Source organism: Pseudomonas sp. NFPP07, from assembly GCF_900115645.1.
GTDB lineage: Bacteria > Pseudomonadota > Gammaproteobacteria > Pseudomonadales > Pseudomonadaceae > Aquipseudomonas > Aquipseudomonas chlororaphis.
The window spans coordinates 92,331-104,277 of the sequence record NZ_FOXG01000001.1; the positions used below are offsets into that span (position 1 = coordinate 92,331).

Genomic DNA, 11,947 nt, shown 5'->3' on the forward strand with positions numbered 1-11,947 from the left:
CCTTCTGCATGCCTGGTCTACCGCAGGCGAACGGCGCCGGGCCCTGCCGGCACACACTGACGATCAGCTATGCTTGCCCAGCGAAGGGAAACGGAAATTGGTTCAACACCCCATGGACATCAAGTTCACCAACCGCCTGTCTTACAAGCAAGCCAGGCTCACTGTGCTGGTCGGGTTTGTCCTGGGGACGGCGCTCAGTCTGCTGCAGATCGGCATCGATTATGCCAGTGAAGATGCCTCCATCAACCGGGAAATCAACGCCCTTCTGGAAATCAGCCACAATCCGGCCTCGCGTATCGCCTACAACATCGACGCCGAACTCGCCCAGGAGCTGACCCTCGGCCTGCTGCGCTCGCCGGCGATCATCCGCGCCCGGCTGATCGACAACAACGACACTTTGCTGGCCAACGTCACCCGACCGGCCCAGCAAAGCCCCTACCGGATGCTCAGCGACTTCCTGTTCGGCGCCAAGCGCGAGTTCCAGGACCGCCTGTACCTCGATCACCTGCCCTCGGAATCCCTCGGCGTCCTGCACCTGGAAGTCGACACCTACTCGTTCGGCAGCCGCTTCCTGCGTCGTGCGGAAATCACCCTGATCAACGGTTTCGTGCGCAGCCTGATCCTCACCGGGCTGCTGCTGGCGCTGTTCTACGTGATGCTGACCAAACCCCTGGTCGGCGTCATTCGCGAACTCAGCGGCCGCGACCCGCGCAGCCCCGACCAGAGCCGGCTGGACTTCCCGCCCAGCCACGAACAGGACGAGATCGGCGTGCTGGTCAAGGTCGCCAACCAGCAGTTCGACAACATGGCCACCGAGATCCAGCAACGGCGCAATGCCGAAAACCGCCTGACCGACTATCTCGGGCAGCTGGAAAACATCGTCTCGGCACGCACCACCGAGCTCAAGGCGATCAACGACCGGCTGAGCCAGTCCAACGAAGAACTGGAAGTCGCCCGTAGCACCGCCCTCGACATGGCCCAGGCGCGTGCCGCCTTCCTGGCCAACATGAGCCATGAAATCCGCACGCCGCTCAACGGCCTGCTGGGCATGATCGCCCTGTCGCTGGACAGCCCGCTGAACGCCGAACAACGCCAGCAACTGTCGATCGCCCACGACTCCGGCAAAGTGCTGGTGGAGCTGCTCAACGATATTCTCGACATGTCCAAGTTCGACGCCGGCCAGCTGGAGCTGGAGCGCATCCCCTTCGACCTCGGGGTACTGGTGGAAGACACCGCCAACCTGCTGTCGCAGAACGCCGCGCCGAGCGTCGAGCTGGCCTGCCTGATCGAGCCGGAGTTTCCGGCCCTGGTCCTCGGCGACCCCACGCGCGTGCGGCAGATCGTCAGCAACCTGCTGTCCAATGCCCTCAAGTTCACCCGCTTCGGCCGTGTCGATGTGCGCCTGCGTACGTTCGAGGACGGGGTCAGGATCGAAGTCTGCGACACCGGCATCGGGATCGCCCGCGAGGCCCAGGTGAAGATCTTCCAGCCCTATACCCAGGCCGGTGCCGGGATCACCCGGCAATACGGCGGCACCGGCCTGGGCCTGGCCCTGACCTACAACCTCTGCGAAGCCATGCAGGGGCGCCTGAGCATTAGCTCGGAAGTGGGTTTCGGCAGCCAGTTCTGTGCCGACCTGCCGCTGCCCTGCCACACGCCAGCCAGCCCACCGCCGCCGCTGCACGGCCAGATACTGGCCATTACCTCCGAAGGCAGCGGCCTGGCCGAGTTGTTGAGCGTGCAGTTGCCGTTCTGGGGGCTGGAGTATCGGCGCTGCGATCTCGATGAGTCACTGCTCGGGCAGAAGCCGGACCTGTTGATCACCGACTGCCCGGAATGCCTGTTCGGCCTGCGCCCGAGTATCAGCGCACCCATTCTGCTGGTCACCGCCTACGGCAGTTTCCTGCCCAGCGAAGAAGCCAGCGCCCTGGCGCCGTTGCAGCAACAGGCGCGGCCATTGGCGCGCAACGCCCTGTATCAGACCCTGCGCCGGGCCCTGCTGGCCGAAACCGCGGTGATCAACGAAACCCAGCTGGAAACCCTGGCGCCCCTGCGCCGCGCCTTCATCCTGCTGGTGGAGGACAACCCGGTGAACCAACTGGTGGCCAAAGGCATGTTGAGCAAGCTCGGCTGCGAGGTGACCGTCGCCTCCCAGGGTGCCGAGGCCCTGGACGTGCTGGAGCACCAGCATTTCGACCTGGTGCTGATGGACTGCAACATGCCGGTGATGGATGGCTACGAGGCCAGCCGGCAGATCCGCCGCAGCGGCCGCTGGCCGGACCTACCGATCGTCGCCCTGACCGCCAATGCCATGCCCGAAGAGCGCGAGCGCTGCCGGGCCGCGGGCATGAGCGACTACCTGTCCAAGCCCTTCCGCCGTGAAGAGCTGATTGCCCTGCTGGACCTCTGGGTGCCGACTACGACAGCGCTTTGACCTGGGCCAGCAGCCGGTCCAGGCCATGGCGCAATTCGCTCAGGCCGTCGAGGTCGACCCCACTGTCGCACAACAGCGCGGCCTTGAGCGGCGGCACCTGATCGCGCAGGCCCAGGCCGGCCGCGCTCAGGCTCAGGTGTACTTCGCGCTCGTCGCGGGGCGAACGCTGGCGCTGCACCAGTTGCAGCTGTTCAAGGCGCTTGAGCAACGGCGTCAGGGTCCCGGAATCCAGCGCCAGGCGTTCCCCCAGTGCCTTGACCGTCGGCAGCTCGGGGGGCGTGGCCTGCCATTCCCAGAGCACCAGCATCACCAGGTACTGCGGGTAGGTCAGCCCCAACTGGTCGAGCATCGGCTTGTAGCCCCGCACCACGGCCCGCGAGGCGGCGTACAGCTTGAAGCACAGCTGGCTGTCGAGTTTCAGCGAATCGGCGAACAGGTCGGTCATTTGAGCAGGGCTTCGATCTCGTCGGTCAGGTCCTGAGGCTTGGTGGCCGGGGCGAAACGCTTGACCAGCGCGCCGTCCTTGCCGATCAGGAACTTGGTGAAGTTCCACTTGATACCCTGAGAACCCAGTACCCCCGGCGCGCGTTTTTTCAGCTGCACGAACAGCGGATGCGCCTCGGCGCCATTGACGTCGATCTTCTTGAACAGCGGAAAGCTGACGCCGTAGTTCAGCTCGCAGAACTCGGAAATGGCCCCTTCGTTGCCCGGCTCCTGCTTGCCGAACTGGTTGCAGGGAAAGCCCAGTACCACCAGGCCCCGGTCCTTGTAGGTCTGCCACAGTTCTTCCAGACCCTTGTACTGCGGGGTGAAACCGCACTTGCTCGCAGTGTTGACCACCAGCACGGCCTTGCCGGCAAAGTCGGCCAGGGTCTTTTGCTCGCCCTTGATGGTGGTACACGGAATGTTCAGCAATGTGTCACTCATGGCGCGGACTCCGAAAAATGAAAGGTCCGATAAAAGTAGTACTCAATTAAATTGTGTGCAATTTAATAAATCGAAAAGCGATTCCGAAAAATCGCCTTGGCCGCCCGCTCCGGTCAGCGTGGAACCAGGTCCAGGCACACCGAGTTGATGCAGTAGCGCAGGCCGGTCGGCGGCGGACCGTCCGGGAACACATGCCCCAAGTGCGCATCGCATTTGGCGCAGACCACTTCGGTACGGATCATGCCGTGGCTCAGGTCACGGATCTCGACCATGGCGCTCTCGCCGATCGGCTCGTAGAAGCTCGGCCAGCCGCAACCGGAATCGAATTTGGCCCTGGAGTCGAACAACGGCGCATTGCAACAGATGCAGTGATACACACCGTCGGTCTTGGTGGCGTTGTACTTGCCCGAGAACGGTCGTTCGGTGCCTTTGAGGCGACAGACGTTGTACTGCTCCGGATCGAGCATGGCACGCCATTCTTCAAGGGTTTTTTCCAGCTTTTCCATGGTCCTTCCTCTGCAACTGAAAAAGCCCGATCTGTATCTTTTCCACGGATCGGGCGGCACGTATGATTGCGCCTCGTTAGACGCCAGTCTGGCAGCCGTGTTACACGGGTTCAAACGGATTTTGCCGCCGCGAACCCAGGCTTCAGGCCTGTGTGCAAACGCAGGATTCCCAGTACGGTAGCTCACTCACCGTCTGGATCGTTCATTTTCGGGAACACATCGCCATGCAGGTCAGCAAATCGAACAAGCTCGCCAACGTCTGTTATGACATTCGCGGCCCAGTGCTCAAGCACGCCAAACGCCTGGAAGAGGAAGGCCATCGCATCCTCAAGCTGAACATCGGCAACCCGGCGCCTTTTGGTTTCGAAGCGCCGGACGAAATCCTCCAGGACGTAATCCGCAACCTGCCGACCGCACAGGGCTACAGCGACTCCAAGGGCCTGTTCAGCGCGCGCAAGGCCGTCATGCAGTACTACCAGCAAAAGCAGGTGGAAGGCGTCGGCATCGAAGACATCTACCTGGGCAACGGCGTTTCCGAACTGATCGTCATGGCCATGCAGGCCCTGCTCAACAACGGTGACGAAGTGCTGGTCCCGGCCCCGGACTATCCGCTGTGGACCGCGGCCGTGAGCCTGGCCGGCGGCAACCCGGTGCACTACCTGTGCGACGAGCAAGCCAACTGGTGGCCGGACATCGCCGACATCAAGGCCAAGATCACCCCGAACACCAAGGCCCTGGTGATCATCAACCCGAACAACCCGACCGGCGCGGTGTACCCCAAGGAAGTATTGCTGGACATGCTCGAACTGGCACGCCAGCACAACCTGGTGGTGTTCTCCGACGAGATCTACGACAAGATCCTCTACGATGATGCCGTGCACGTCTGCACCGCCTCCCTGGCGCCTGACCTGCTGTGCCTGACCTTCAACGGCCTGTCCAAGTCCTACCGGGTGGCCGGTTTCCGTTCCGGCTGGGTGGCCATTTCCGGTCCCAAGCACCACGCCCAGAGCTACATCGAAGGCATCGACATGCTGGCCAACATGCGCCTGTGCGCCAACGTGCCGAGCCAGCACGCCATTCAAACGGCGCTGGGCGGCTATCAGAGCATCAACGACCTGGTGCTGCCACCGGGCCGTTTACTGGAACAGCGCAACCGCACCTGGGAACTGCTCAACGACATCCCCGGCGTCAGTTGCGTCAAGCCTATGGGCGCGCTGTACGCCTTCCCGAAAATCGACCCGAAAGTCTGCCCGATCCACAACGACGAGAAGTTCGTCCTGGACCTGCTGCTTTCGGAAAAACTGCTGGTGGTTCAGGGCACCGCCTTCAACTGGCCATGGCCGGACCACTTCCGCGTCGTGACCCTGCCGCGGGTCGATGACCTGGAACAGGCGATCGGCCGTATCGGCAGCTTCCTCAAGTCGTATCGCCAGTAAGCCTTGCGACGCAGTGCGGCCGCCCCGGTCGCACTGCGATTAATTCAGCAACACTTCTGTACTCCCTGCTACGCCTACCCTTCTGTATCTTTGCCTTGCGCCTTGTGCCCAGTGGTTGCATGCCTCTGAAGTGCGGCTCGGCTTCCGGTGGCTGCCCAACTGCGACAGAAAGCTCATGCAAGCGTCTAAAATCAGCCTGCAGGACACAGTTTGAAATAGTCACCCGGTTGAATAGGCCGGTGCCGCACCTTATATACCCCGCAGAACGCTACATCTTTAGCATGAGGAGATTTCTACAACCATGATGCGCATCCTGCTGTTCTTGGCCACTAACCTGGCGGTCGTGCTGATTGCCAGCATCACCCTGAGCCTTTTCGGCTTCAACGGGTTCATGGCGGCCAATGGGGTTGATCTCAACCTCAATCAGCTGCTGGTTTTCTGTGCGGTCTTTGGTTTCGCCGGTTCCCTGTTCTCGCTGTTCATCTCCAAGTGGATGGCGAAAATGAGCACCAGCACCCAGATCATTACCCAGCCTCGTACTCGTCATGAGCAATGGCTGCTGCAAACCGTCGAGCAACTGTCCCGCGAAGCCGGGATCAAGATGCCCGAAGTCGGTATTTTCCCGGCCTACGAGGCCAACGCCTTCGCCACCGGCTGGAACAAGAACGACGCGCTGGTTGCGGTCAGCCAGGGCCTGCTCGAGCGTTTCTCGCCCGATGAAGTGAAAGCCGTGCTGGCCCACGAGATCGGTCACGTGGCCAACGGCGACATGGTCACCCTGGCGCTGATCCAGGGTGTGGTGAACACCTTCGTGATGTTCTTCGCGCGCATCATCGGCAACTTCGTCGACAAGGTGATCTTCAAGAACGAAGAAGGCCAGGGTATCGCCTATTACATCGCGACCATCTTCGCCGAACTGGTCCTGGGCATCCTGGCCAGCGCCATCGTCATGTGGTTCTCGCGCAAGCGCGAATTCCGTGCCGACGAAGCCGGTGCGCAACTGGCCGGTACCGCGGCCATGATCGGCGCCCTGCAACGCCTGCGCTCGGAACAGGGCCTGCCGGTGCACATGCCCGACACCCTGAATGCCTTCGGCATCAACGGTGGCCTCAAACAAGGCCTGGCTCGCATGTTCATGAGCCACCCTCCGCTGGAAGAGCGTATCGACGCCCTGAGCCGTCGTCGCGGCTGATAACGCTGGCAAACACAAAAAAGGGCGACGCAAGTCGCCCTTTTTCATGGCCTGGAAAAAGGCCGGGGCTCAGCGCGCCAGCAAGCGATAGACCCGTTCTTCGAGGCGGGTCACGCCGCCCTGGAGAAACTTCCAACTCTCGCCAAGAATGTCCCGCACCTCCTCGACCCGCAGCTGCCAGCGCTTACCGAGCAAGGCCTTGACCTCGTCATCGAGCACGGCGAAAGGCGGCCCCGCCATCAGCGCCTGGTCGTAGTCCAGGGTGATCAGCAGCCCCTGGCAGCCCTGGGGCAGGATGGACTGCAGATGCGCCGCATACCGCTCACGCATCTGCGGCGGCAAGGCGATCAACGCCGCCCGGTCGTACAAAGCCTGGCAGTCGGCGACATCCGTGGCCTGCAGGGCAAAGAAGTCGCCGCACCAGAGCTGGATCGGGCCGTACTCATAGACCTTGAATCCACCTCGAAGGCTGACCTGCGGCTGCACCTGCTGCTCGCTGAAAAAGTCCTGGATGGCCTTCTCCGACAACTCGATACCCAGCACCTGATGACCCTGGCTGGCCAGCCAGCTCAGGTCCAGGCTCTTGCCGCACAGCGGCACCAGCACCCGCGAACCCGACGCCAGCTCCAGCTCCAGCTGGGGCCAGTAGCGTTGCAGGTAAGGATTAACCTCGGACAAATGGAAGCCGATCTGATTCTGTTCCCACCGTTTGTGCCAAAACTCCGGCTGCATAAATCACCCTGAAATTCGATCAAAAACTACAAAAACTTATATTAGATTTAGATCAATGATCTGATTGAAGATGGTGCATCTTAACGCTCAGGACCTTATTCATGCTCCCTAGCCTGTTCATCTCCCACGGATCACCGATGCTCGCCCTGGAACCCGGCGCCAGCGGCCCGGCCCTCGCCCGCCTGGCCGCCGAGCTGCCGCGGCCCAAGGCCATAGTGGTGGTGTCGGCCCACTGGGAAAGCCAGGACCTGCGGGTCAGCAGCAACCCGCGACCGCAAACCTGGCATGACTTCGGCGGCTTTCCCGCCGCGCTGTTCGCCGTGCAGTACCCGGCCCCCGGCCAGCCTGAACTGGCGGAACAGGTGGCGCAGCTGCTCAGGGCCGACGGCCTGCCGGCGCAGCTCGACGACCAGCGCCCGTTCGACCATGGGGTCTGGGTACCGCTGTCGCTGATGTACCCACAGGCGGATATTCCGGTGGTCCAGGTTTCCCTGCCCAGCCGAATGGGCCCGGCCTTGCAGACCCAGGTCGGCCATGCCCTGTCCAGCCTGCGGCAACAAGGGGTGCTATTGATCGGCTCGGGCAGCATTACCCACAACCTGCGCGAACTGGATTGGCACGCTGGCCCGGAAAGCATCGAGCCCTGGGCCAAGGCGTTCCGCGACTGGATGATCGAGAAGCTCGCCGCCAACGACGAAGCCACGCTGCACGACTACCGTCGCCAGGCACCGAATGCCGTGCGCAGCCACCCCAGCGATGAACACCTGCTGCCGCTGTACTTCGCCAGAGGCGCCGGTGGCGACTTCAGCATCGCCCATCAAGGCTTCACCATGGGCGCGCTGGGCATGGATATCTATCGCTTCGGCTGATGCCACTGCCGGGCCTGGCGCATCACGATGCGACAACTGATCCAACCCCCAGGCAAAAAAAATCCCCGCACCAGGCGGGGATTTTTTCGTTCAACCAATCAGCTCAGTACTGATCAGTCTTCGCGATAGCGACGCAGCTTCAACTGCTTGCCGGCCACACGAGTGTCCTTCAGTTTGGTCAGCAGACGCTCCAGACCGTCCTCCGGCAGCTCGACCAGGCTGAAGCTGTCACGCACCTGGATGCGACCGATGGCTTCGCGGGCCAGGCCGCCTTCGTTGAGGATGGCGCCCAGCAGGTTCTTGGCCGCGATACCGTCACGCGCGCCCAGCGCGGTACGGCAACGGGCACGACCTTCAGCCAGAGGCATCGGCGCGCGACGCTCACGCTCACCGCGATCAGGACGATCGCCGGAACGCTCAGGACGGTCGCCACGTGGCGCGCTGTTTGGCACCAGTGGGCGTTCCTTCTCGATCGCTGCCAGATTCAGCGCCTGACCGTTGGTGGCCTTGCGCAGCAGGGCCGCGGCCAGGGCACGTGGGCTGCAACCGATATCGGCGGTCAGGCGATCCAGCAGATCACCGTGGGTCGATTCAGCGTCAGCGACCAGCGGCGACAGGCTGTTGGTCAGCTTCTTGATGCGCGCGTCGAGAACGGCTTGAGCGTCCGGCAGGCGAACCTCGGCAACCTTCTGACCGGTTACACGCTCGATCACTTGCAGCATGCGGCGCTCGCGTGGAGTCACCAGCAGCAGCGCACGACCTTCGCGACCGGCACGGCCGGTACGGCCGATACGGTGCACGTAGGATTCCGGGTCGTACGGCATGTCCACGTTGAATACGTGGGTGATGCGCGGTACGTCCAGGCCACGGGCAGCAACGTCGGTCGCCACAACGATGTCCAGGCGGCCATCCTTGAGAGAGTCGATCACACGCTCACGCTGGTTCTGCGCGATGTCGCCGTTCAGCGCAGCGGCCTTGTAGCCTTTGGCTTCCAGGGCACTGGCCAGGTCCAGGGTCGCTTGCTTGGTGCGTACGAACATGATCAGGGCGTCGAAATCTTCCACTTCCAGCAGGCTGAGAACGGCAGAAGTCTTCTGGTCAGCGTGAACCAACAGGTGAGCCTGTTCGATCGCGGTAACGGTCTGGGTCTTGCTCTGGATCTTGACGTGTTTCGGGTCCTTCAGGTGACGCTCGGCGATCGCGCGGATCGACTGCGGCAGGGTGGCCGAAAACAGTACGGTCTGACGGGTTTCCGGCATGGCCTTGAAGATGACTTCCAGGTCATCCATGAAGCCCAGTTTCAGCATTTCGTCGGCTTCGTCGAGAACCAGGTGGTTCACGGTAGCCAGGACTTTTTCGTCGCGACGCAGGTGGTCGCACAGACGGCCCGGAGTGGCGACAACGATCTGTGCGCCATTACGGATTGCTTTCAGTTGTGGGCCCATCGGCGCGCCGCCGTAGACAGCCACAACAGTTACGCCCGGCATTTGCTTGGCGTAGGTTTCGAAAGCGGTTGCAACTTGCAGCGCCAACTCACGGGTTGGGGCCAGGATCAGAGCTTGCGGCTCGCGCTTGGACGGATCAATGCGGTGCAGGATAGGCAGGGCGAACGCGGCGGTCTTACCGGTACCGGTTTGCGCCTGACCAATCATATCGTGACCGGCGAGGATGATCGGGATCGACTGCTGCTGAATGGCCGAAGGCTCTTCATAGCCGGTAGCGACTACTGCAGCGACAATATTGGGATGAAGTTCAAGAGCGGCGAAGCCGCCGATTTCCTGGGTCATGGGTCTGCCTCTAAGTGCATCCGCAAAGACCCATGCTCCAAAGCTGCGCATGCCGTGTAAGACTCAAGAGTCACCCTGGCAGCTTTGTCGGCGGGGATTTGCGAAAACGATTGAAAGAAATGAACGTCAAGGATAGTCCGCGCAGCGGACAAGCAGCCGAAGCTGACTTCGGGGAATTGCATCACCTAAACGAGGCCCGGTTAAAGGCCGGCGCGCACTATACCGGAATTACTCAAAAAAGGGAGTTTTTTTTATCGGAAAAACCCGCTGAATGCCTAGTTGTCACAGGCTTTGCGGATAATCCGGCAAAGGTCTATTTTGCACAGGCCCACGCCTGTCGGGGGATGACGCTTAAACGGTTCATCTTGCCGGCCGATACCGTCGGTCCGAGACACTCTTTACCGTCCGAGGAAATGCCCCATGAGCCAGCCCAGTTGCAGTCGCGTCAGCCGTGAACAGCGTGGTCATCTCTTCCTCATCGGCCTGGACCGGGTCGCCAAGCGCAATGCCTTCGACCTGCAGCTGCTCGATCAACTCAGCCTGGCCTACGGCGAGTTCGAGGCCAGCAGCGAGGCCCGGGTCGCCGTGGTGTTCGGCCATGGCGAGCACTTCACCGCGGGGCTGGACCTGGCCAACGTCGGGGCGAAACTCGCCGAAGGCTGGCAGGCACCGGCCGGCGGTTGCGATCCCTGGGGTGTCTTCGCCGGGCCGCGGGTCAGCAAACCGGTGATAGTCGCGGTGCAGGGCTACTGCCTGACCATAGGCATCGAGCTGATGCTGGCGGCGGATATCAACCTGTGCGCCAGTAATACCCGCTTCGCCCAGCTGGAAGTGCAACGCGGCATCTTTCCCTTTGGCGGCGCCACCCTGCGCCTGCATCAGATCGCCGGCTGGGGCAATGCCATGCGCTGGTTGCTCACCGGCGACGAATTCGACGCCCATGAAGCCCTGCGCCTGGGGCTGGTGCAGGAGGTGATGGCCAGCGAAGACCTGCTGCCCCGCGCCCTGGCCCTCGCCGAACGGATCGCCTGTCAGGCGCCATTGGGGGTTCAAGCCACCCTGATGTCGGCCCGACAAGCCCGGCTCGAAGGAGAAAGCGCGGCAGCGCAGGGGCTGCCGCCGCTGGTGAAGGCGCTGTTGAACAGCGAGGACGCCAAGGAAGGTGTACGAGCGATGGTCGAGAAGCGCCCGGGGGTGTTCAAGGGATGTTGAGCGGTCTGAACCCGTGGTGAATGTGAGGCCCTATCGCAGGCAAGCCTCGCGCCTACAGATACGCTCGACCAGCCGACTCAGGTCGCCGGCCGGATGCACTTGATCAACGGCTGCAACGAATAGCCCAGGCGTGGCACCAGCGCCTCGGCCCGGGCGCTCAGGCCGTCCATGTCCAGCCCCTGCTCCAGGTCGGACGGCACGATCAGAATCACGTTGCCCTCCTTCACCGGCAGCTCCCAGTAATGCCGGTGGTAAAGCCCGCGCAGCAAGGCTGCACCGAGAGGCTTGCCATCGTCGGTGGCCCACTGGTTGATCACCAGCCAGCCGCCCGGGTTGAGGCGCTTCTGGCAGTTTTCCAGGAAACCCCAGGCCAGGTGCCCGATGCCCGGCCCGACATCGGTGTACAGGTCGACGAAAATCAGGTCCGCCGACTCGGCACTGTCCAGCAGTTCGAGCGCATCGCCGACCCGGATATACAGACGCGGATCGTCATCCAGCCCCAGGTACTCGATAGCCAGGCGCGGCACGTCGGGGCGCAGCTCGATGGCCTCGACATCGTCCAGCGGCAGGAACTTGAGGCAGGCCTGAGTCAGGGTGCCGGCGCCCAGACCGAGAAACAGCGCGCTCTCGGGCTGCTCATGGCACAGCGCGCCGATCAGCATGGCGCGGGTGTAGTCGTACTCCAGCCAGCTCGGGTCGGCGGTAAACACGCAGCTCTGCTCGATGGCATCGCCAAATTCGAGGAAGCGGTAATCCGCCACTTCCAGTACCCGAATCATGCCGAACTCATCGTGCACTTCGGCGAGCAGGCGCTCGACGCGCTCCTCAGTCATCTCTTCTCCTAGCCGCGAC

11 protein-coding genes and 1 pseudogene are annotated in these 11,947 nt (G+C 62.4%); 6 read left to right on the forward strand and 6 right to left on the reverse strand.

Annotation, left to right across the window (positions count from 1 at the left end):
- The first annotated feature begins 112 nt into the window (after nucleotides 1–112).
- Nucleotides 113–2,434 carry a hybrid sensor histidine kinase/response regulator gene (locus BM019_RS00390; protein ID WP_009044940.1) on the forward strand — a complete coding sequence of 774 codons (2,322 nt, stop codon included), beginning with the start codon at nucleotides 113–115 and terminating at the stop codon, nucleotides 2,432–2,434.
- Here BM019_RS00390 and BM019_RS00395 read toward each other — a convergent pair.
- The 3 genes from BM019_RS00395 to msrB form a co-directional block, all read right to left on the reverse strand.
- Complete coding sequence (locus BM019_RS00395; protein ID WP_092417364.1) at nucleotides 2,418–2,879, reverse strand: MarR family winged helix-turn-helix transcriptional regulator; 462 nt, start codon at nucleotides 2,877–2,879, stop codon at nucleotides 2,418–2,420. The genes BM019_RS00390 and BM019_RS00395 overlap by 17 nt on opposite strands.
- Nucleotides 2,876–3,361, reverse strand: coding sequence for a glutathione peroxidase (locus BM019_RS00400; protein ID WP_092417365.1), 486 nt, complete (start codon nucleotides 3,359–3,361; stop codon nucleotides 2,876–2,878). The genes BM019_RS00395 and BM019_RS00400 overlap by 4 nt, the downstream gene beginning before the upstream one ends.
- Nucleotides 3,362–3,474: 113 nt before the next feature.
- Complete coding sequence (gene msrB / locus BM019_RS00405) at nucleotides 3,475–3,867, reverse strand: peptide-methionine (R)-S-oxide reductase MsrB (RefSeq protein WP_007931439.1); 393 nt, start codon at nucleotides 3,865–3,867, stop codon at nucleotides 3,475–3,477.
- Between the two features lie 224 nt (nucleotides 3,868–4,091).
- On the opposite strand from msrB, the gene BM019_RS00410 reads away from it, so the two are divergent.
- Complete coding sequence (locus tag BM019_RS00410) at nucleotides 4,092–5,303, forward strand: pyridoxal phosphate-dependent aminotransferase (protein ID WP_025805478.1); 1,212 nt, start codon at nucleotides 4,092–4,094, stop codon at nucleotides 5,301–5,303.
- Nucleotides 5,304–5,604: 301 nt separating this feature from the next.
- Nucleotides 5,605–6,495, forward strand: coding sequence for a protease HtpX (gene htpX / locus BM019_RS00415; RefSeq protein ID WP_007931437.1), 891 nt, complete (start codon nucleotides 5,605–5,607; stop codon nucleotides 6,493–6,495).
- A gap of 69 nt (nucleotides 6,496–6,564) precedes the next feature.
- On the opposite strand, the gene BM019_RS00420 is transcribed toward htpX, so the two are convergent.
- Complete coding sequence (locus BM019_RS00420) at nucleotides 6,565–7,227, reverse strand: thiopurine S-methyltransferase (RefSeq protein WP_092417366.1); 663 nt, start codon at nucleotides 7,225–7,227, stop codon at nucleotides 6,565–6,567.
- Nucleotides 7,228–7,328: 101 nt separating this feature from the next.
- On the opposite strand from BM019_RS00420, the gene BM019_RS00425 reads away from it, so the two are divergent.
- Nucleotides 7,329–8,096: a DODA-type extradiol aromatic ring-opening family dioxygenase gene (locus BM019_RS00425; RefSeq protein WP_092417367.1), complete on the forward strand. Its 768-nt coding sequence runs from the start codon at nucleotides 7,329–7,331 to the stop codon at nucleotides 8,094–8,096.
- 113 nt (nucleotides 8,097–8,209) lie between these two features.
- Here BM019_RS00425 and BM019_RS00430 read toward each other — a convergent pair.
- Nucleotides 8,210–9,917 (reverse strand): annotated as a pseudogene (locus tag BM019_RS00430) (DEAD/DEAH box helicase).
- Nucleotides 9,918–10,002: 85 nt separating this feature from the next.
- Here BM019_RS00430 and BM019_RS30705 point away from each other — a divergent pair.
- Both BM019_RS30705 and BM019_RS00440 read left to right on the forward strand, forming a co-directional pair.
- On the forward strand, nucleotides 10,003–10,338 hold the full coding sequence (locus BM019_RS30705) for a hypothetical protein (RefSeq protein WP_175510547.1): 336 nt from the start codon (nucleotides 10,003–10,005) through the stop codon (nucleotides 10,336–10,338).
- The gene (locus tag BM019_RS00440) at nucleotides 10,304–11,095 is read left to right on the forward strand and encodes a crotonase/enoyl-CoA hydratase family protein (protein WP_009044947.1); all 792 of its coding nucleotides are present in this window, start codon (nucleotides 10,304–10,306) and stop codon (nucleotides 11,093–11,095) included. Before BM019_RS30705 ends, BM019_RS00440 begins: the two co-directional genes overlap by 35 nt.
- 77 nt (nucleotides 11,096–11,172) lie before the next feature.
- Here BM019_RS00440 and BM019_RS00445 read toward each other — a convergent pair whose 3' ends face one another.
- Complete coding sequence (locus BM019_RS00445) at nucleotides 11,173–11,928, reverse strand: spermidine synthase (RefSeq protein ID WP_092417368.1); 756 nt, start codon at nucleotides 11,926–11,928, stop codon at nucleotides 11,173–11,175.
- Nucleotides 11,929–11,947: the final 19 nt, after the last annotated feature.